At 63.4% G+C, this 19,479-nt stretch carries 17 protein-coding genes; 13 read left to right on the top strand and 4 right to left on the bottom strand.

Going from position 1 to position 19,479, the window contains the following annotated elements; all coding sequences use genetic code 11:
• Window positions 1-34: 34 nt before the first annotated feature.
• Window positions 35-721, bottom strand: a complete 687-nt coding sequence (locus tag QEN71_RS17285; protein WP_201648246.1) for an MgtC/SapB family protein — start codon at window positions 719-721, stop codon at window positions 35-37.
• 132 nt (window positions 722-853) lie between these two features.
• Here QEN71_RS17285 and QEN71_RS17280 point away from each other — a divergent pair, with 132 nt between their 5' ends.
• Window positions 854-1,948: an AGE family epimerase/isomerase gene (locus tag QEN71_RS17280; RefSeq protein ID WP_201648248.1), complete on the top strand. Its 1,095-nt coding sequence runs from the start codon at window positions 854-856 to the stop codon at window positions 1,946-1,948.
• Between the two features lie 91 nt (window positions 1,949-2,039).
• Here QEN71_RS17280 and QEN71_RS17275 read toward each other — a convergent pair whose 3' ends face one another.
• A complete protein-coding gene (locus tag QEN71_RS17275) occupies window positions 2,040-3,650 on the bottom strand; it encodes a methyl-accepting chemotaxis protein (protein ID WP_201648250.1) in 1,611 nt (536 codons plus the stop codon).
• A 251-nt stretch (window positions 3,651-3,901) separates the two neighbouring features.
• On the opposite strand from QEN71_RS17275, the gene QEN71_RS17270 reads away from it, so the two are divergent.
• Window positions 3,902-4,321 (top strand): PaaI family thioesterase, encoded by a 420-nt coding sequence (locus QEN71_RS17270; RefSeq protein WP_201648252.1) that lies wholly within the window; start codon window positions 3,902-3,904, stop codon window positions 4,319-4,321.
• Between the two features lie 172 nt (window positions 4,322-4,493).
• Here the strand turns inward: QEN71_RS17270 and QEN71_RS17265 are convergent, their stop codons facing one another.
• Window positions 4,494-5,270: an IclR family transcriptional regulator gene (locus QEN71_RS17265; RefSeq protein WP_201648666.1), complete on the bottom strand. Its 777-nt coding sequence runs from the start codon at window positions 5,268-5,270 to the stop codon at window positions 4,494-4,496.
• Window positions 5,271-5,544: 274 nt separating this feature from the next.
• Here QEN71_RS17265 and QEN71_RS17260 point away from each other — a divergent pair, with 274 nt between their 5' ends.
• The 10 genes from QEN71_RS17260 (at window position 5,545) to QEN71_RS17215 (ending at window position 15,521) form a co-directional block, all read left to right on the top strand.
• A complete protein-coding gene (locus tag QEN71_RS17260) occupies window positions 5,545-6,594 on the top strand; it encodes a sugar ABC transporter substrate-binding protein (RefSeq protein WP_201648254.1) in 1,050 nt (349 codons plus the stop codon).
• Window positions 6,595-6,602: 8 nt separating this feature from the next.
• Window positions 6,603-8,129 (top strand): sugar ABC transporter ATP-binding protein, encoded by a 1,527-nt coding sequence (locus tag QEN71_RS17255; RefSeq protein WP_201648256.1) that lies wholly within the window; start codon window positions 6,603-6,605, stop codon window positions 8,127-8,129.
• Entirely contained in the window at window positions 8,119-9,144 is a 1,026-nt protein-coding gene (locus QEN71_RS17250) for an ABC transporter permease (RefSeq protein WP_201648258.1), read from the top strand. Before QEN71_RS17255 ends, QEN71_RS17250 begins: the two co-directional genes overlap by 11 nt.
• A gap of 1 nt (window position 9,145) precedes the next feature.
• On the top strand, window positions 9,146-9,454 hold the full coding sequence (locus QEN71_RS17245; RefSeq protein WP_201648260.1) for a UxaA family hydrolase: 309 nt from the start codon (window positions 9,146-9,148) through the stop codon (window positions 9,452-9,454).
• Between the two features lie 15 nt (window positions 9,455-9,469).
• Complete coding sequence (locus QEN71_RS17240; protein WP_201648261.1) at window positions 9,470-10,777, top strand: UxaA family hydrolase; 1,308 nt, start codon at window positions 9,470-9,472, stop codon at window positions 10,775-10,777.
• Window positions 10,778-10,805: 28 nt separating this feature from the next.
• The gene (locus QEN71_RS17235; protein ID WP_201648262.1) at window positions 10,806-11,846 is read left to right on the top strand and encodes an aldo/keto reductase; all 1,041 of its coding nucleotides are present in this window, start codon (window positions 10,806-10,808) and stop codon (window positions 11,844-11,846) included.
• A gap of 15 nt (window positions 11,847-11,861) precedes the next feature.
• Window positions 11,862-12,692 carry an amidohydrolase family protein gene (locus tag QEN71_RS17230; protein ID WP_201648263.1) on the top strand — a complete coding sequence of 277 codons (831 nt, stop codon included), beginning with the start codon at window positions 11,862-11,864 and terminating at the stop codon, window positions 12,690-12,692.
• A 97-nt stretch (window positions 12,693-12,789) separates the two neighbouring features.
• Complete coding sequence (locus QEN71_RS17225) at window positions 12,790-13,533, top strand: SDR family oxidoreductase (protein ID WP_201648264.1); 744 nt, start codon at window positions 12,790-12,792, stop codon at window positions 13,531-13,533.
• 57 nt (window positions 13,534-13,590) lie between these two features.
• Entirely contained in the window at window positions 13,591-14,439 is an 849-nt protein-coding gene (locus QEN71_RS17220) for an ureidoglycolate lyase (RefSeq protein WP_201648265.1), read from the top strand.
• A 539-nt stretch (window positions 14,440-14,978) separates the two neighbouring features.
• Window positions 14,979-15,521, top strand: coding sequence for a hypothetical protein (locus tag QEN71_RS17215; RefSeq protein ID WP_201648266.1), 543 nt, complete (start codon window positions 14,979-14,981; stop codon window positions 15,519-15,521).
• A gap of 30 nt (window positions 15,522-15,551) precedes the next feature.
• Here QEN71_RS17215 and QEN71_RS17210 read toward each other — a convergent pair whose 3' ends face one another.
• Complete coding sequence (locus QEN71_RS17210) at window positions 15,552-17,975, bottom strand: bifunctional acetate--CoA ligase family protein/GNAT family N-acetyltransferase (RefSeq protein ID WP_201648267.1); 2,424 nt, start codon at window positions 17,973-17,975, stop codon at window positions 15,552-15,554.
• Window positions 17,976-18,333: 358 nt separating this feature from the next.
• On the opposite strand from QEN71_RS17210, the gene QEN71_RS17205 reads away from it, so the two are divergent.
• Window positions 18,334-19,203, top strand: a complete 870-nt coding sequence (locus tag QEN71_RS17205) for a LysR family transcriptional regulator (RefSeq protein ID WP_201648268.1) — start codon at window positions 18,334-18,336, stop codon at window positions 19,201-19,203.
• Window positions 19,204-19,479 lie beyond the last annotated feature (276 nt).

The following is a 19,479-nucleotide window of genomic DNA, read 5'->3' as shown; positions in this document are numbered from 1 at the left end:
AACGAAGCCGGCCCCGCAGCCCGCGCGGACCATGTCACGCCGGTTCTCCGGCGTCCCGAAACTCCTTCACGCCCGGCAGCGCGCGCAACTGCTCGCAAATCGCCTTGAACTCCAGCGACGACACGCGATGCAGCGTGATCATCACCTCGTCCATCTGCGGATCGTCGTCGCTCTGCTGCATCACGAACTGCTTGACGCGCGGGCTCGCCGGACCGAGCGCTTCGTGCAGCGAATGGAACGTCATCGTGCCGCGCTCGACGAGCAGCGTCAGCTGGCGCCGCTGCTTGACCGTGATGAAGCGTTTCTCGATCGGTTTGATCCCGGCCAGGATGATCAGCACGATGATCGTCGCGGCTATCGACGCCGTGTACAATCCGCCGCCAACGGCCAGCCCGACGGCTGCGACGGACCAGAGACTCGCGGCTGTCGTCAACCCGCGGATGATCTCGCCGCGCAACAGGATCGAACCGGCGCCGAGAAAGCCGATGCCGGACACGACCTGCGCGGCGACCCGCGACGGATCGAGCACGACGTGATCGTTGCCGAGCACATCGGCGAAACCGAATGCCGACACGAGCATGATCAGCGTCGAGCCGACGCACACGAGCATATGCGTGCGCAGGCCCGCGGCCCATGAAAGCCGCTCGCGCTCGAAGCCGATCACGCTGCCGAGTATCGCCGCGAGCACGAGCCGGGAAATGAGTTCCATATTGGTGATCAAATCGTTCTCCCTGTGATGTCGCCGGTTGACCTTGCCTTACGGCGCTGCGTCCGCGCTGCCCGGCGTGCGCGGTTTGCCTTATGCTGAAAGCCCGGCGCGAGCGCCCTTCATCCCTATTTCAACCTCCGCACCATGAACGCAACCGCAACCACGCCTGAACTTGCAGCCGCGCTGCGCGACCACTTCGGGCGCGTCATCCTGCCGATCTGGCGCGGACCGGGGTTCAACGCAGCGCTCGGACTGCCGTACGAAGCCGTCGCCGCCGATGGCCGCACGCCCATGCCTGTCACCCGCTATCGCGCGATGGCGTGCGCGCGACAGATGTTCGTGTTCGCGCTCGCAGGCGAGATACAGCATGCGCAGCGCCTGTTCGAATCGCTGAACCGTCTGTTTCGGGACAGCAAGCACGGCGGCTGGTTCTACAGCGTAGACGCACACGGCGTGCCGCTCGACACCACCAAAGACCTCTACACGCATGCATTCGTCGTGTTTGCGTGCGCCGAGTACGGTGCGCGTTCGGGCGATCGCGATGCGTTGAGCATCGTGCATGAAGCGTCGTCGCTGATCGAAGACCGCTTTGCCGCCGACAACGGCCTGCTGCACGCCGCCCTCGCCGCCGACTTCTCGACGACAGGCGGCATGCCCTTGCAAAACCCGCTGATGCATCTGACGGAGGCATGGCTCGCGGCACGCGCAGCCACGGGTGACGCCGCCTTCGATGCAGCGCTCGCAAAACTCGGTGGCGCGATCGAACGCACTTTCGTGCACGAATCGACAGGCTGTATTGCCGAATTGCCCATGGGCAGCGCGGACAACCGGCTCGAACCGGGTCATCAGTTCGAATGGTTCTGGCTCGTGCAGCAGGCGGGCGACGTGCTCGCCGGTTCGGGACTGCGCGATGCGCTTGCGCGCGCATTCATGTTCGCGCACGAACGCGGCATCGACGCGGCGACGGGCGGCGTGCACGCGGCGCTCGACGAAGCAGGCAACATCAAGGATTCGACGCAGCGCATCTGGGCGCAGACGGAGTATCTGCGCGCGCTCGCCGTTCACGACGACGCGGCTATACGCGCCGTACTGCCGCAGCAGATCGAACGTTTCCGGCCGCGCTTTCTGAATGCGCAAGGCTGGATCGAATGCAAAACGCAAACAGGCGATGTCGCGCGCGAAGACATGCCGTCGACGACGCCGTATCACCTCGCGACCGCGTACGCCGCGTTGCCCTGATCGAACGCCACGGAGCACAAAAAGACAAAAGCCCGCGAAGCATGACGCTTCGCGGGCTTTTTCATGTACGTTTGATGCGTGACGCTGCCGGTCAGACCGTCAGCGGCGCACCCATTGCAGGCTGCATCGCGGCGCGCGCGCGGTGCGAATTCAGCACGACGTCCGAGATTTCGAACGACGACACGGCGTCCTTCAACTGACGCGTCTGCTGATGCAGCGAAGACGCCGCCGCCGCCGCTTCCTCGACGAGCGCCGCGTTCTGCTGCGTCATCTCGTCCATCTGCACGACGGCCTGATTGACCTGCTCGATGCCCGTGCTCTGTTCGAGCGACGACGCGCTGATCTCGGCCATCATCTGCGTGACGCGCGAGATCGAATCCGATACGTTGCGCATCGCTTCGCCGGCGCGCTCGACGAGCACCGAACCGCCCTGGATTTCCGCGACCGACTCGCTGATCAGTTCCTTGATTTCCTTCGCCGACTGCGCGCTGCGCTGCGCGAGCCCGCGCACTTCGCCCGCGACGACCGCGAAGCCGCGACCCTGCTCGCCTGCGCGCGCCGCTTCGACGGCCGCGTTCAACGCGAGGATGTTGGTCTGGAAAGCGATACCGTCGATCACCGTGATGATCTCGGCGATGCGGTCCGAACTCTGCGCGATGCCCTGCATCTTCGCGACAACCTGATTGACGACATTGCTGCCGTGCGACGTCGCGTCGAGCGCCGTTTCGGCCAGCGCGTTCGCTTCGCGCGCGTGGTCGGCATTCTGGCGAACAGTCGCGGTCAATTCTTCCATGCTCGACGCCGTTTCTTCCAGCGACGCCGCCTGGTTTTCGGTGCGAGCCGACAGATCGGCGTTGCCCGTGGCAATTTCGTCGGCGCCGATGTAGATCGAATCCGCTGCTTCGCGCACGGTTTTCACGGTGCGCGCGACGCTCGCCTGCATCACGGACAGACCCGAGAACAGACGACCGATTTCGTTCGTGCCGCGCTCTTCGATCGGCTGGTTCAGGCGGCCTTGCGCGATGCGTTCGAAATGGCGCCCCGCTTCTTCCAGCGGACCGACGACGCCGCGCCGCAGCGCCACATACACGCCGGCGGTACCCGCGAGCAGCATCACGATGATCACGATGCCGACCGTGCGGAACAGCGTCTGATGCGCGTCGATGGAATCGAGCGATTCACGGCCCGTCGCATCGCCGAATTGCGTGAAGGTGTGCAGTTCGGCCAGATATGCGTCCTGCATGCCTTGCGTCGGCTGGTCGAGGAACGCCTGGATGTTGCCGGCGTCGAGGTACTGCGCCAGTTCGCCGAGTGCCGTGTGAATTTTCTGGTACTTCTCGTTGAGCGCGGAAGCGCGCGCGCTGTTTTCGTCGTTGAGTTTGGGGGCGTTCATGAACGCCGTGAACGAGCGGTCTGCGGCTGCGAGCTGCTCACGCGCGTGCTGGACCATTTCGGTCGGCTCGGCGCCGCCGCGCACCATACGCGTGCCGGCGCGCGACAGGTTGATACGCGCGTCCATCAGGTTCTGCGTCGTCTCATTGACGGCATTCACCTGATGCAGCGCGACGTTCGCGAGATCCTTGACGTCATCGTGCGTACGGGTCATCGACCAGAAACCGAGCCCCTCCGTCACCAGCTGGAAAATACAGAACGCGGCCAGAACGCATAACAAGCCGGAAGCGACTTTGATCTTGCTGAACATCGAGACACCTGAATTGCTGAATTGCTGATGGAGGACGGGGATGCATCCGGGTTTACGGCAGTGCCTGGCAGAGGCTTGAGCGTCGAACGAGAAAATTCCTGGCATGTAAGCATTTCGGAGGCTTACGCGGGGCGTTTGCATCGTTTTGCACAATAATCGGTGCGGGAACCTTCGAATTTCCCTTGACGCGCTGCATTTGCGCTTCCTAGAGTGGGGACATCGCCACGCGGGCTGTGCCCGAAGGAACGACGATGACAGATCTACTCGACCGGGCGCGCGGCGCGTTGCACGCCCAGCCGTTCAGCGTGTTGCTCGGCACGGAGCTGATGTATGTGGGCGCGAACGAGCTGACGCTGTGTCTGCCGATCCGCGACGAGTTGCGGCAACAGCATGGTTTCGTGCATGGCGGGGTGATCAGTTATCTCGCCGATAATGCGCTGACTTTTGCGGGTGCTCTGGCGCTTGGGCCTAGGGTTGTCACGGGCGAATATAAGATTAATTATTTGCGGCCCGCTGTGAATGGGGTTTTGATGGCTCGTGCTGAAGTGGTTTATGTTGGGCGGCAGCAGGCTACTTGTCAGTGCAATGTGTTTGTCACAGACGGAGATAAGGAGAGGCTTGTTGCCGTCGCGCAGGGGACTATTAATCGGATTGGGGATGGGGTGGAGTAGGTTTTTTTTGTCTGCGACGCTAGTCGCCATTACTTGGTTTTGTTGTGTCTGCGACGCTAGTCGCTGTTCTGGTTGATTCGCTTTTTGTTTTTTTTGCTGGCATCCGCGAATTCGTATCGGTTTGCTAGCGTTGCCCCTGTGCGGGGCAGCAAAAGAAAACACCAGCAAAAACTCAATCTCCCATAGAGAGCGCAGCGACGACCTCCCGCAACATCCCAGTCACCTCATCGAGCGAAGGCGCCACATACTCATCGATCCGCTTAAGAAACGGACAAGTCAGAGCCGCAATAGCCTGACCCGAAGCGGTCAACAGAGGAAACGTCAAATCGGTAACACCAAAAATCTGCTGACTATCCTTCTGCGAGAACCCGGCAGACCGAATCGCCGCGCAAGCGGCCTCAAGCGCATCATGATCGATCGTCACCTCGCCCTTAACCTTCGTATGCTCAGCGAGCATATGCTCGCGCTGCTCATACGTCTGGAAGGCCAGCATCGTGCGCCCCGAACTCGTATCGATCAAACCGACCCGCGAGCCGAGCCGCACCGAAATGCCCCACGTCCCCGGTCCATCCACCTGAGCAATCACCAGCAGATTGCCACGGTCATAGACAGCAAGATGACACGACTGCTCGGCATCAGCGGCGAAGCGCTGCATCAACGGTAAGGCTTCGGAAATCAGCCGGTTCATCGGCGGATGCCGATGCGCCAGCGCATACAGCTTCAAACTCAACGAATAACGGTCGCCCCCATCCGATCGCACCACGTACTGACGCGCCACCAGCCGCTCCAGCATCCGGTACATCTCGCTCGCGTTGCGCCCCAATAGCTTCGTGATCTCCGCGCGCGTCAGCCCGCTCTTCTGCTCGGCAAGCAGTTCGAGTATGTCGAGACCCTTGTCGAGCGCAGGCGCGCGATATCGGTCGGCGTCGTCCTTCTCTTCTACGTCCATCGTCAGCAGTCGGTTGGTGATTGGCTTTCGCATCGATTATCGGCCGTCAAAGGACTGTCACACAGGGCACCACGCTCCAGGGAAAACACCCACGCCCATCACGTTGACTTGTCAAAGTTCGTATATGAATAATACGTTCATTGGTGAATGAGTGCACCAATACCCATAAGAAAGAAAGCGAAGGTCGATGTACCCGGTTCGCCGGTTCCTCTTCCCACAACGCAGACCGCAGCCCGCGCCAGAGCGCAAAGGCCGGTCGCCATTGGAGACAAGCATGGGTTTCGCCAAGGAGCCGCGCGCGGCTCGCCGTTTCGTTCAGGGTGCATTGACGGCGGCAGTGGCCGCCGCGTGCGTCGCCGGTATCGGCTTCAGCACGGCCGCGCAGGCCGCCGATTCGTCCAAGGTCGGTCTCGGCCTGCCGCTTCTCACGTCGCCGTTCTGGCAGTCGTACAACAACTATCTGCCGAAGTACGCGAAGGAAATGGGCATCGACATCCTCGCGCCCGTCAATTCGAACAACGACCCCGCGCAGCAGATCACCGACATGAACAACATGGTGAATCTCGGCGCGAAGGGCATCGTCGTCGGGCCGATCGATTCGGCCGCGATCAGCCGCGCGCTCGATTCGGCTTCGGCGAAAGACGTGAAGGTCGTCGCCGTCGACGTTGCGCCGACGCAAGGCAAGGTCGCGATGGTCGTGCGCGCCGACAACCGCGCGTACGGCACGAACGCGTGCAAGTACATCGGCGAGCATGTGAAGTCGGGCAAGGTCGTGCAGATCATGGGCGATCTGGCGTCCGTCAACGGACGCGACCGCTCGGAAGCCTTCCGCGCGTGTCTGAAGAACTACCCGGCGCTGTCGCTGCTGGAGATTCCCGCAGGCTGGAAGGGCGATGTCGCGGCTAGCTCGCTCGACAGCCTGCTGACCGCGAATCCCGACGTGAAGGCGATCTACATGCAGGCGGGCGGCGTCTATCTGTCGCCGACGCTACAGACGCTGCGCCGCAAGCAGATGCTGTTCCCTGCAGGCGATGCGAAGCATGTTGTGATCGTCAGCAACGACGGCATTCCGCAAGAGTTCGACGCGATCCGCAAGGGCGAAATCGACGCAACCATTTCGCAGCCCGCCGATCTCTACGCGAAATACGGCCTCTATTACATGAAGGCCGCGCTCGCGGGCCAGACGTTCAAGCCGGGTCCGACCGATCACGGCAGCAACATCGTCCAGTTGCAGCCGGGCGTGCTCGAAGATCAGCTGCCTGCGCCGCTCGTGACGAAGGCGAATGTCGACGACAAGAACCTCTGGGGCAATACGTTGAAATGAGCGCTGAAATGACCCACGACGCGAACGCATCCACGCGCGCGGTCGTCGAAGCGCTTGGCGTCGGCAAGCGCTTCGGCAGCCACGCGGCGCTGAGAGACGTGAGCATGCGCGTGATGCCCGGCGAGTCGCATGCGCTCGTCGGGCGCAACGGCGCGGGCAAATCGACGCTCGTATCGATCCTCACCGGCTTGCGCAAGTCCGACACGGGCGAAGTGCGCTTCGGTGGCGAAGCTGCGCCGCCGATTGCCGACCGCGATGCGTGGCGCGAACGCGTCGCGTGCGTCTATCAGCATTCGACGATCATCCGCGAGCTGTCCGTCGCGGAGAATCTGTTCATCAACCGGCAGCAGACGCGCAATGGCGTGATCGACTGGCGCGCGATGCGCCGTGATGCGCGCGCGCTGCTCGATCACTGGAAGATCGACGTGCGTGAAGACGCGCGAGCGGGCGATCTCTCCGTCGAAGCGCGGCAGCTCGTCGAGATCGCGCGGGCGCTGTCGTATGGCGCGCGCTTCATCATTCTCGACGAACCGACCGCGCAACTCGACGGCGACGAAATCAAGCGGCTCTTCACACGCATCGAAGAGTTGCAGCGCGAAGGCGTGACGTTCCTGTTCATCTCGCATCATCTGCAGGAGGTGTACGAGATTTGCCAGGCCGTCACCGTGTTGCGCGATGCGCGGCATATCGTCAGCGCGCCTGTTTCTGCGTTGCCGCGCGACAAGCTGATCGAAGCGATGACGGGCGAGCGCGGCGGACTGAACGTCACCGATGCCGCGACGCGCGCGCCGCTGCCTTCGGATACGGCCGTCGCGTTGCAGGTCGAAGGACTCGCGGGCGCGGACTACGACGACGTGTCGTTCGAAGTGAAGCGCGGCGAAGTCGTCGGCATTACGGGCGCGACGAGCAGCGGACGCACGAGCGTCGCGGAAGCGATCGCGGGATTGCGCAAGCCGCAGCGCGGCAGCATCCATGTCGACGGCAAAGCGCTGCCGCCCGGCGACGTGCCCGCTGCATTGAAGCGCGGTATCGGCTGCGTGCCGAAGGATCGCCATCACGAAGGACTTGTGCTGACGCAATCGGTCGCGGAAAACGCATCGATGACGATTGCGCGCGTGCTCGGCAAGTTCGGCATTGCGCCGCCCGCGAAGAAGAACGCGTTCGGCAAGAAGATGATCGACGCGCTCGGCATCGTCGCGCAAGGGCCGGAGCATGTGGTGTCGGGTCTGTCGGGCGGCAATCAGCAGAAGGTGGTGATGGCACGCGCGCTCGCAACCGATCCCGATGTGCTCGTGCTGATCGATCCGACAGCAGGCGTCGACGTGAAATCGAAAGAAGCGTTGCTGTCAGTCGTCGATCGCGTGCGCGACGAAGGCAAGGCGGTGATCGTCGCATCGGGCGAGCTCGACGATCTGCGCACATGCGACCGCGTGCTCGTGATGTTCCGTGGCCGCATCGCGGCCGAGTTTCCGGCGGGTTGGGAAGACAACGACCTGATCGCATCCGTTGAAGGAGTCAGTCTCCATGAAGAATAGTGTGCCCGCGTTTGCCGCGGCTCAAGGAGTGGGCGCCGGCGCCGCGCGTCCGCGCATCGAGTTCGCGCGCCTGCGCGATCTCGCGCTGGTGCCCGCGCTCGCGCTGCTGATCGTGATCGGCGCGTTCGTCAGCCCGAGCTTTCTGACGAAGGCGAATCTGATCAGCGTGCTGGGCGCATCGGCAGCATTGGCGCTCGTCGTGCTGGCCGAATCGCTGATCGTGCTGACGGGCAAGTTCGATCTCTCGCTCGAATCGACGGTCGGCATTGCGCCCGCAATCGGCGCGATGCTCGTGATGCCCGTGGCGTCGGCGGGCTTCGGGTTCGAATGGCCCGCTGCTGCCGGCTTGCTGGCGATCGTCGTGGTTGGCGCGCTGATCGGTTTCATCAACGGCTTTCTCGTCGTGCGGCTGCGACTGAACGCGTTCATCGTCACGCTCGCGATGCTGATCGTGTTGCGCGGTATGCTGGTTGGCGCGACGAAGGGCGGCACGCTGTTCGATATGCCGCCGTCGTTCTTCGCGCTCGCGACGACCATCGTGCTCGGCTTGCCGCTGTCCGTGTGGCTCGCTGCGATTGCGTTCGGCATTGCTGCGTTCATGCTGCGTTATCACCGCTTGGGCCGCGCGCTGTATGCGATTGGCGGCAATCCGGAAGCGGCGCGCGCTGCAGGCATTCGCGTCGAGCGCATCACGTGGGGCGTGTTCGTGCTCGGCAGCGTGCTCGCGTCGATCGGTGGACTCGTCGTGACGGGCTACGTCGGCGCGATCAACGCGAATCAGGGCAACGGCATGATCTTCACCGTGTTCGCGGCGGCCGTGATCGGTGGCATTTCGCTCGACGGCGGCAAGGGCACGATGCTCGGCGCGCTCTCCGGCGTGCTGCTGCTCGGCGTCGTGCAGAACCTGCTGACGCTTGCACAGGTGCCGTCGTTCTGGATTCAGGCCATTTATGGCGCCATCATTCTCGGCTCGCTGATGGTCGCGCGACTCGCCAGCGGCGAAGGACAAAACTGACATGACGGATCGCCGCCTCATTCTTCTGAGCCCCGACGACAACTGCCTGATCGCCGCCGCGCGGCTCGAAGCTGGCACGCAGATCGAGATCGAAGGCGAGCACGTGACGCTCGCGAAGACGATCGAACTCGGCCACAAACTCGCGCGCCGCGCGTTGCACGCCGATGAAAAAGTGCTGCGCTACGGCGCGGTGATCGGCCACGTGAATGTCGATGTCGCGCGCGGCGAACATCTGCACACGCACAACCTCGAAAGCGATTACCTGCCGACGTACACGCACGACGCAGGCCACGCATTCGTTCATCACTGAGCGGGCCAAACGAACATGACCGACCTGACCGTAGCAAATGGGACCTCGCCTGTGCTCGAAGGCTATCTGCGCAGCGATGGACGCAAGGGCATCCGCAACGTGGTCGCGGTGGCGTATCTCGTCGAATGTGCGCATCACGTGGCACGCGAAATTGTTGCGCAGTTTCGTCCGTCGCTCGATGCATTCGGCGATGCTTCCGCGGAACTCGAATCGCCCGTTCATCTGATCGGCTTTCCCGGCTGCTATCCGAACAGCTACGCCGAAAAGATGATGGAGCAGCTGACGACGCATCCGAACGTCGGCGCGGTGCTGTTCGTGTCGCTCGGTTGCGAGAGCATGAACAAGCACTATCTCGTCGACGTCGTGCGAGCGAGCGGCCGTCCCGTTCATGTGCTGACGATTCAGGAAAAAGGCGGCACGCGCAGCACGATTCAATACGGTGTCGACTGGGTGCGCGAAGCGCGCAGCGAAATCGCGAAGCAGAAGAAGGTGCCGATGGCGCTCTCGGAACTCGTGATCGGCACGATCTGCGGCGGCTCGGACGGCACGAGCGGCATCACGGCGAACCCGGCCGTGGGCCGCGCGTTCGATCATTTCATCGAGCACGACGCGACCTGCATTTTCGAAGAAACGGGCGAGCTGGTCGGCTGCGAGTTCCATATGAAAAGCCGCGCCGCGCGTGACGATCTCGGCGATGAGATCGTCGCGTGTGTCGCGAAGGCTGCGCGCTATTACTCGATACTCGGTCACGGCAGCTTCGCCGTCGGCAACGCGGACGGCGGACTGACGACGCAGGAAGAGAAGTCGCTGGGCGCATATGCGAAGAGCGGCGCATCGCCGATCGTCGGCATCGTGAAGCCGGGTGACGTGCCACCGACGGGCGGGCTCTATCTGCTCGACGTCGTGCCCGACGGTGAGCCGCGTTTCGGCTTTCCGAACATCAGCGACAACGCAGAGATTGCCGAACTGATCGCGTGCGGCGCGCATGTGATCCTGTTCACGACGGGACGCGGCTCCGTGGTCGGCTCGGCGATTTCGCCCGTCATCAAGGTCTGCGCGAATCCGAATACGTATCGCAATCTGTCGGGCGACATGGATGTCGATGCAGGGCGTATCCTTGAGGGCCGCGCGACGCTCGACGAAGTGGGCCGCGAAGTGTTCGATCTGACGCTCGCCGTCGCGCAGGGCGCGGCGTCGAAATCCGAGTCGCTCGGGCACCAGGAGTTTATCCTTACGTACAAGACCTTCGAGCCCGTCGGGCCGGCGTGCCTGCCTGCGAATGCGGCGCTGCCGCATCGGGTGGTCAACGTGGCCGCGCGGTGAGCAGATCAAAGAACAGGGGAGCGAGACGATGACGGATGCGGCAGGATCAAACGTGCGCAAGCGGCGCAGCATCGGACGACGCTCGCTCGAAGTCACGGGTTTGGGTCTCGGCACCGCGCCGCTTGGCGGGCTCTATCGCGATCTGACCGACGAAGAAGCGTTCGGCGCCGTTCAGGCCGCGTGGGACACGGGCGTGCGTTACTTCGATACGGCGCCGCACTATGGACACACGAAGGCCGAGCATCGTCTCGGCGATGCGCTGCGGCGTTATCCGCGCAGCGAGTTCGTGCTGTCGACCAAAGTGGGCCGTCATTACGTGCCGCGCAAGAACCCATATGACGGCAGCGAAGGCTGGCAAAACCCGCTGCCCTTCGAAGCAATTTACGACTACACGCACGACGGTATCCTGCGTTCGTTCGAAGACAGCCAGCAGCGTCTGGGCATCATCGATATCGACATCCTGCTCGTGCACGACATCGGTGTGACGACGCATGGCGAGCGCAACGCGCACTACTGGCAGCAACTGACGCAAGGCGGCGGCTTTCGCGCGCTCGACGATCTGCGTTCGCAAGGCGTCGTGAAAGCGGTGGGTCTCGGCGTCAACGAAGGCGCGGCGATTCTCGATGCGATGCGTGACTTCGATATCGACTGTGCGTTGCTCGCGGGCCGCTACACGCTGCTGGAACAGGCCACACTCGAAGACCTGCTGCCCGAATGCGAAAAGCGCAACGTCAGCATTCTGCTGGGCGGTGCGTTCAATTCGGGGATTCTCGCGCGCGGCGTCGAAGGCGATCTGAAGTTCAACTATGGCGAGGCGCCGAAGGAAGTCATTGAACGCGTCGCGCGTCTCGAAGCCGTGTGCAAGGTGCATGGCGTGCCGCTTGCTGCGGCCGCGCTGCAGTTTCCTTATGCGCATCCCGCTGTCGCCACGGTGTTGACGGGCGCGCGCAATGCGGCCGAACTGCGCGAGAATGTGGCTTCGTTCGACAAGCCCATTCCCGCCGAACTCTGGCACGCGCTGCGCGATAAAGGGTTGCTCGATACGCGCGCACCTGTGCCGAAGGACTAGCGGTTCGAACACATCATGCAAATCGACGCACACCAGCATTACTGGAACCCCGAGCGCGGCGACTACGGCTGGCTCACGCCCGAACTCGCGCCGCTCTATCGCACGTTTGGCCCCGACGATCTGGCGCCGCTGCGCGAACGCGCGGGCGTGTCGCGCACAGTCGTCGTGCAGGCCGCGCCGACCGTCGACGAGACGCGCTATCTGCTCGATCTCGCGAGCAATGAGGATTCGATTGCGGGCATCGTCGGCTGGGTGCCGATGCTCGATCCCGACGCCCCCACACTGATTGCAGAACTCGCGCAGAAGCCGAAATTCAAGGGTATTCGGCCGATGCTGCAAGACCTGCCCGACGACGACTGGATCGCAAATCCCGTACTCAAACCCGCTGTCGATGCATTGATCGCTCACGACCTCGCGTTCGATGCGCTGATCTTCACGCGTCACGTCGATGCGCTCGACACGTTCATCGAACGCTTTCGGCAGTTGCGTATCGTGATCGATCACGGCGCGAAGCCGCCGATCCGCGACGGCAGCGCGGGCTGGCATGCGTGGGCCGAGGGCATCACGCGGCTCGCGAAGCATCCGCACGTGCACTGCAAGATCTCCGGGCTCGCGACAGAGGCCGCGCAAGGCTGGACGGAAGCGACGCTGCGTCCTTATGTCGATCATCTGCTCGCCGCGTTCGGACCGAAGCGCCTGATGTGGGGCAGCGACTGGCCTGTGCTGAATCTGAACGGCGACTATCTGCTGTGGCATTCGATCGCGACGCTGCTGCTGTCGTCGCTTGCCGATGGCGAGCGCGATGCGATATTCGGCGACAACGCGGCAGCGTTCTATCGCCTGTGACCGGTTTGTGATTGCATCGAGATTTCCACGTTCGCGCCGGTGAGCAGCCGTTGCAATACCCGGTATGACCAAAACGCCAATCCAATGGGAGCCTTAAATGGTACAAAGACTGGCCGGGAAGACGGCCCTGATCACGGCAGCGGGACAGGGCATCGGCCTTGCGACAGCCGAGCTTTTCGCGCGTGAAGGCGCGCGCGTCATCGCGACCGACATTCGCATCGACGCGCTCAAGGACAAGCCCGTCGAAGCGCGCAAGCTCGATGTGCTCGACGGCGCGGCGATCAAGGCGCTCGCGCAGGAACTCGGCCCGATCGACGTGCTGTTCAATTGCGCGGGCTATGTGCACGCGGGCTCGATTCTCGAAGCGAGCGAAGAGGACTGGGACTTCGCCTTCGATCTGAACGCGAAGGCGATGTACCGGATGATCCGCGCGTTCTTGCCCGCGATGCTGGAGAAGGGCGGCGGGTCGATCATCAATATGTCGTCGGCGGCGTCGAGCGTGAAGGGCGTGCCGAACCGCTTCGTGTATGGTGCATCGAAAGCCGCTGTCATCGGTCTGACCAAGGCCATCGCCGCGGACTTCGTGACGCGCGGCGTGCGCTGCAACGCGATCTGTCCTGGCACGGTACACTCGCCTTCGCTCGAACAGCGCATTGCAGAACAGGCGAAGGCGCAAGGCGCAACGGTCGACGCGGTGCATGCCGCGTTCGTCGCGCGTCAGCCGATGGGTCGCGTCGGCAAGCCGGAGGAGATCGCGGCGCTGGCGTTGTATCTGGCGTCCGACGAGTCGGCGTTCACGACGGGCCAGGCGCATGTGATCGACGGCGGCTGGTCGAACTGAGCGCGCGGCATCGACATTTATGAACCACGGAATCACTGAACAGAGGAAACTGCAGCGATGAAACTGCTTCGTTATGGACCGAAGGGCCAGGAAAAGCCGGGCTTGCTGGATGCGCAAGGCAAGATTCGCGATCTGTCGAACGTGGTCGCCGATATCGACGGCAGCGCGTTGTCGGACGCGTCGCTCGCGAAGCTGCGTGCGCTCGATCCGGCGTCGCTGCCGGTGGTCGAAGGCAATCCGCGTATCGGGCCGTGCGTCGGCAAGATCGGCAAGTTCGTGTGTATCGGTCTGAATTACGCGGACCATGCCGCTGAATCGAATCTGCCCGTGCCGACCGAGCCAGTCGTGTTCAACAAGTGGACGAGCGCGATCGTCGGTCCGAACGACGGCATTGAAATTCCGCGCGGTTCGAAGAAGACCGACTGGGAAGTGGAACTGGGCGTGGTGATCGGCAAGGAAGCGAAGTACGTCGACGAGGCTAATGCGCTCGATTACGTCGCGGGCTATTGCGTGATCAACGACGTGTCCGAACGCGAATGGCAGATCGAGCGAGCGGGTCAGTGGGACAAGGGCAAGGGCTTCGATACGTTCGGGCCGATCGGGCCGTGGGTCGTTACTCGCGACGAAGTGGCCGATGTCCAGAACCTGAAGATGTGGCTCGAGGTGGATGGGCATCGGTATCAGAACGGCAGCACCAAGACCATGGTGTTTGGCGTTGCCAAGCTGGTTTCTTATCTGTCGCAGTGTATGAGCTTGCAGCCGGGGGATGTGATTTCTACCGGCACGCCGCCAGGGGTTGGGATGGGCGTGAAGCCCGAGGCTGTGTATTTGAAGTCTGGGCAGACAGTGCGTTTAGGAATTGAGGGGCTTGGGGAGCAGACGCAGAAGACTTATTCGGCGGATTGAGTTTTTTGTCTGCGACGCTAGTCGCCTGTTTGGGTTTTTTGCTGCGCTGGCATCCGCGTGTTCGTTTTGGTTTGCTAGCGTTGCCCCTGCGCGGGGCGGCACCTACTTTTCTTTGCAGCGGCAAAGAAAAGTAGGCAAAAGAAAGCCGCTTCAAACCTCCGGTGCCTGCCAGGATACCGCTACGGCATGTGTTCTTTGAGCTATTGCGCAGCGACGTCCGCACTCTGTAGAAAGCCCGCAGTCAACCGCGCACGGCGCGAAAAACCCACACACAGTCTGGAGCACATGCCGCCGCAATCAGACCGGCGGCAAACGCACAAAAAACAGGCCGACCGAATGTGCCGCAAGTGGATGTCATCTTTCGCGCCGCGCGCGCCTGACTGCGGGCTTTCTACGGAGTGTTGGCGTCGCTGCGCGACAGCTCAAAGGATGCCAGCGAAAACCAAAACCCAAAGCATGGCGACTGCGTCGCAGACAAAAACCATAGGCTAAAATACGGCCCCTCGCAAAAAAGCACTTTGCGCCCACGCGCAATCGATATGGCAAAACTCCTCTCCGACTCCGAATTCCACCGTTTCTCCGACCTCCAGCAAAAGCAGGCGAACTTCACCATCACCAGCGAAGAAGCCGACGAACTCCGCGAAATCGTCTCGCGCGCGCAGCAAAAACGCGATGACCGCGCCGCCGCGATGAAGCAGATCGAAACCTTCATCGCCCAGTTCGACATCACGCCCGACGAACTCTTTTCCGCCGATCAGATCGGTGACGCCGCGCGTAACTTCGGCCTGATTCCCGCCGCGAAAAAAGAACGCGTGCTTCCGCCGACCGTGACGTTCAACGGCAAGCCGTATCAATGGACCCGTGCGCTGCCCGACGAAGTGCGCGTGCCGCTCTTCGAAGCGTTCACGGCAGGTCAATCGGTGAAGTCGTTCATCGCGACGCCCAAGGACGCCATGCGCTGCGCCGCGACGATCGCGCGTCTCGAACGCGAAACGGGCGCAACGTATGCGCCCGAATGGCTCGACGAACTGGCTGTCTCGCGCGAGCAGGTGGACGCGGCCTCGACAAAACTCGCGGCCTGAGCGCATTCACCCGAACATCGAGCGCGCGATCTAGCGCGTGTTCGGAGAACATGCAGGCGACGCGCCGAACCCCGGTGCGCCGCCTTTTTGTTTGGCGTCGTCCGGCTGTTCGAGCGCCATTCTGAAGCCGACGACGCCCGGATCCTCGGTGCGCGCCGTCGTGAAACCAACGGCCGTCGCGAGGCCGATCATCGCGGAGTTTTCGCGCAACGCCTCGCCGACGATCCAGTGCGTGCCGCGCGCCCGCGCGTACGCGATGATGCGCTCCATCAACAGCCGCCCCAAGCCTCTTCCCTTCTGATCCGAACGCACGGCCATCGCGAATTCGGCCGTTTCGTTGTCCGGGTCCGCGACGGCGCGCACCACGCCGAGCGTGCGTATCGAGCCGTCGTCGTTCCGCGTCGTCGCGATCAGCGCCATCTCGCGGTCGTAGTCGATCTGCGTCATGCGCGCGAGTTGCGAATGGTCGAAGCTGCCGACCGCACCGAAAAAGCGCAGACGTAAATCGTCGGGCGTCATCGATTCGACGAACTCGCGATGCGCTGCCTCGTCTTCGGGACGAATCGGCCGCACCGTGATGCGCTGACCGCGCCAGTCGAGCGTTTCTTCGTAGCGCCGCGGATACGGCATGATCGCGAAGCGCGTGCGGCTCGCCGACAGCCGCAAACGCGGCGCGACGATCGCCGCGCCGTTCTTCATCACGCGCAACGCGAGTTTCAGCGACACGATCTCGCGTATCTCCGACACCGCCTGCGAGATCGCCGTGAACGCGCCCAGCACAGGCTCGGGCGCGACCGCGCGGAAATACGCGGAGTTCGACAGGATGTCGCGCGACAACACGGGATTCAGCGGAGGCAGGCCGAACACGCACATCGGCCGCGCTTCGTCGTGCTCGGGCGGCGCGGTGAAGCGGAACACCGGGCCGAAGTTGTCGTCGTCGCGCAGTTCGACTGAGATATCGACGACGGCTTGTTCGCGCGCAACGTCGGGAATGGTGCGAAGGCCGAAGTGCGCGAGCAGCCGCGCCGCGTCGTCGCCTTCGAGTTCCGTCACGCCCGACGACAGCGCCGCGCACGCCTGCGCCTGCGCGGCATCGATCGCTTCGGGCACGCGCGCGGGCTGGCCTTCGGGCGTCTGCATCAGCAGTTCGCGCACGAGGCGATATTCGACCAGACGCTCGAACGCGCGCGCGAGCCGCTGCGGCGTCGTGTGGACGGGAATGCCGTGTTCGTGCAAGGCGTCCCGCGTTTCACGCTTCACGCCGCCGAAAAAGCACGCGAGCAGTCCGCGATACGCGTAGCGCTGATTCGCGATCAGCGCCTGCGCGACTTCTTCGACGGGCGCGCTGTGCGTCGACGCGTGCACGACGAAAGCCGTGCCCGTCGAACGCTGGTCGGCGAGCACCTTGAGCGCCGTGCCGAAATGCTCGGCGCGCGCGTCGCTGCCGAGCAGCAGCGGATTGCCCGGTCTGGCACGCGGCAGCGCCTGCGCGAGCGCATCGACGGCGCCCGATGGGCATGGCGCGAGCGTGTCGCCGGCCGCCTTGAAGGCGTCGGTGGCGAGCGTCGCGACGCCGCGGTCGCTCGTGATCAGCGTCGCCGTCGCGCCCGCTGCAACGCGGCCCACGCCGAGCGTTTCGATTTCGTCGAGCAGATCGTCGAGCGCATCGACGCGCACCATGCCCGCGCGGCGGAAAGCGGCCGTGTAGAGCGCGTCGTCGGGATCGCTGCGGCCCGAGCGGAGCGCCAGCACCGGCTTGTTGCGCGCCGCCGCCCGCGCCGCCGACATGAACTTGCGCGCCGCCTTCACCGAATCCACTTCGAGCAGGATCGCGCGCGTGGCGGGATCGCTTGCCAGATAGTCGAGCACGTCGCCGGCATCGACGTCGGCTTCGTCGCCGAGCGCGAGCGCGTGCGAAAAACCGAGGCCGCGCGCGTGCGCCCAGCCGAGCACCGCGTTCGTCAGCGCGTTCGACTGCGACACCCACGCGACGCCGCCCGGCCGCACCGTCACGGACGGCGCGCCGAGATGCGCCTTGAGCGCGGGCGTCACGATGCCGAGGCTGCCCGGCCCGACGATCCGCAACAGATGCGGACGCGCGGCGGCGAGCATATGACGCACGTCGGCGCGGCCTTCCTCGCCGCGCACTTCGCCGACGATGATCGCCGCCCGCGTGCCGCGTCCGCCGAGCGTGTGGACGATACCGGGCCACGTCGACGATGGCGTGCAGACGATCGCGACCGTGGGCGCGTCGGGCAGATCGCCCGCATTGCCGACGCACGAGTGGCCGTCGAGCATGTCGTACTTCGGATTGACGGCCCACACGGGGCCGTCGAAGCCGCCTTCGATCAGCCGCTTCCAGACCATCGCGCCCGTGCTGCCGGGGCGGTCCGAGGCGCCGATCACGGCGACGGATTTCGGGCGAAACAACGCGTCGAGATTGCGTACGGTCACGGGCGCTCCGCGAATGAGGTGAGTGCGCGCGCCGGGCATCTGGGCGCATCGGGCGCGCGCGGTTTCATCAGTCATCAGGATAGGCGATGCGCGAAGACGCCGCGATGTCGGTCTCATGCATGCGATAGGCCAGTCCCCGCTGCCGCTTTCCATCCGATGTTAGCGCATGGTTTCCGCGGCCAGCGCACGCCGCGTCTGGCGCAGCATGTAGAATCGCCGCACAGCTCGCGGCGCCGCTTCCCGCCGCGGCGCGACGGGCGACGCGATGGCGTGCCGCATGTCGAATGCACGGGGAGCATGCCCGCCGGCCATCTACTGCCGGCGAGTCAGAGAAGAAGATGAGACTGAAGGAAGATTTATGCGGCGTTTGCCCTCGCTGATCGCGTTGCGCTTTTTCGAAGAGACGGCACGGCACATGAGTTTCAACCGCGCGGCCGTAGCGCTGTGCGTGACGCAGGGCGCCGTCAGCCGGCAGATCAAGATTCTCGAAGAGTCGCTTGGCGCGAAGCTTTTCGAGCGCGATCACAAGGGCATCCGGCTGACGAAGGCTGGTCAGCAGCTTTTGCCGTGCGTGTCGGAAGCCTTCGATACGCTCGAACGCGGCACGCGCCAGGTCACGACGGCGAAGGGCCGCCGACGCCTTGTGCTATCCGTGCCGCCTACTTTTGCGACGCAATGGTTTTCGCCGCGGCTCGGCTCGCTGGCCGTCGAGTTGCCGGACGTCGAGCTGTCCGTGCGCACTGGACCCACCGACGATTGTCACTGCAACATCCGTTTCGGCCGCGACGCGTTGCCCGATGCGCATTCCGAGCTGCTGATGATCGAGCGTCATACGCTGGTTGGTTCGCCGCGGTTCGGCGGCGAGGCGCTCGACAAGTTGCTGGAGACGCTGCCCGCGCTGCATGTGCTGCACAACGATGCGCGGTTGAATCTTTGGCCGGATTGGCTCGATAAGGCTGGCTTGCCTGCGCGGTATAGCGAGAACGGGATCGAGTTTTCGACACTCGAGCAGGCTATTCATGCTGCGCGCAAGGGTGTTGGGCTGGCGATCGTTGATCGGAATATGATTGTTGAGGAATTGGCTGAAGGCAGCCTTGCGCCTATGTCTGATATCGAGGTTAGTGGTCCCTACGGGTATTGGCTTGATATCGCTGCGCGGCATGCTGGGCTCGAGCATGTGCAGGCTTTTGCTAGTTGGATGCGGGAGCAGGTTTTGAGTATGTCTTGATTTTTTGTCTGCGACGCTAGTCGCCATTTTGGTTTTTGATTTTGGGTTTCTGCTTTTTTGGTTTTTGCTGGCATCCGCGAATTCGTATCGGTTTGCTAGCGTTGCCCCTGTGCGGGGCGGCACCTACTTTTCTTTGCAGCGGCAAAGAAAAGTAGGCAAAAGAAAGCCGCTTTTGTACCTCCGGTGCCTGCCAGGATACCGCTACGGCATGTGTTTTTTGAGCTATTGCGCAGCGACGTCCGCACTCCGTAGAAAGCCCGCAGTCAACCGCGCACG

This window comes from Paraburkholderia sabiae (genome assembly GCF_030412785.1).
Lineage (GTDB): Bacteria > Pseudomonadota > Gammaproteobacteria > Burkholderiales > Burkholderiaceae > Paraburkholderia > Paraburkholderia sabiae.
The sequence above is the reverse complement of the archived record's forward strand: the minus strand, read 5'-3'. Positions and strand labels throughout refer to the sequence as shown.